Origin of the sequence: Thauera sp. 2A1, assembly GCF_009469595.2 — a bacterium.
Lineage (GTDB): Bacteria > Pseudomonadota > Gammaproteobacteria > Burkholderiales > Rhodocyclaceae > Thauera.
This window is the reverse complement of record NZ_SSXV01000124.1, coordinates 1-1,183: the sequence shown is the minus strand read 5'-3', so window position 1 is coordinate 1,183 and position 1,183 is coordinate 1. Positions and strand designations below refer to the sequence as shown.

The window sequence follows — 1,183 nt, the reverse complement described above, 5'->3', positions numbered from 1 at the left end:
CTGGTTCTCCCCGAAAGCTATTTAGGTAGCGCCTCGTGAATTCATCTCCGGGGGTAGAGCACTGTTTCGGCAAGGGGGTCATCCCGACTTACCAACCCGATGCAAACTGCGAATACCGGAGAATGTTATCACGGGAGACACACGGCGGGTGCTAACGTCCGTCGTGAAGAGGGAAACAACCCAGACCGCCAGCTAAGGTCCCAAAGTCATGGTTAAGTGGGAAACGATGTGGGAAGGCCCAGACAGCCAGGATGTTGGCTTAGAAGCAGCCATCATTTAAAGAAAGCGTAATAGCTCACTGGTCGAGTCGGCCTGCGCGGAAGATGTAACGGGGCTAAACCATGCACCGAAGCTGCGGCAGCGACACTATGCGTTGTTGGGTAGGGGAGCGTTCTGTAAGCCTGCGAAGGTGTACTGTGAGGTATGCTGGAGGTATCAGAAGTGCGAATGCTGACATAAGTAACGATAAAGCGGGTGAAAAGCCCGCTCGCCGGAAGACCAAGGGTTCCTGTCCAACGTTAATCGGGGCAGGGTGAGTCGACCCCTAAGGCGAGGCCGAAAGGCGTAGTCGATGGGAAACAGGTTAATATTCCTGTACTTGGTGTTACTGCGAAGGGGGGACGGAGAAGGCTATGTTGGCCGGGCGACGGTTGTCCCGGTTTAAGCGTGTAGGCTGGTTTTCCAGGCAAATCCGGAAAATCAAGGCTGAGGCGTGATGACGAGGCACTACGGTGCTGAAGCAACAAATGCCCTGCTTCCAGGAAAAGCCTCTAAGCATCAGGTAACATCAAATCGTACCCCAAACCGACACAGGTGGTCAGGTAGAGAATACCAAGGCGCTTGAGAGAACTCGGGTGAAGGAACTAGGCAAAATGGTGCCGTAACTTCGGGAGAAGGCACGCTGATATGTAGGTGAAGCGACTTGCTCGTGGAGCTGAAATCAGTCGAAGATACCAGCTGGCTGCAACTGTTTATTAAAAACACAGCACTGTGCAAACACGAAAGTGGACGTATACGGTGTGACGCCTGCCCGGTGCCGGAAGGTTAATTGATGGGGTTAGCGGTAACGCGAAGCTCTTGATCGAAGCCCCGGTAAACGGCGGCCGTAACTATAACGGTCCTAAGGTAGCGAAATTCCTTGTCGGGTAAGTTCCGACCTGCACGAATGGCGTAATGATGGCCA

General features: G+C 53.5%; 1 rRNA gene. It reads left to right on the top strand.

The features are described 5' to 3' along the window. Positions 1–1,183, top strand: a 23S ribosomal RNA gene (locus tag GH664_RS22850); the annotation flags it as partial.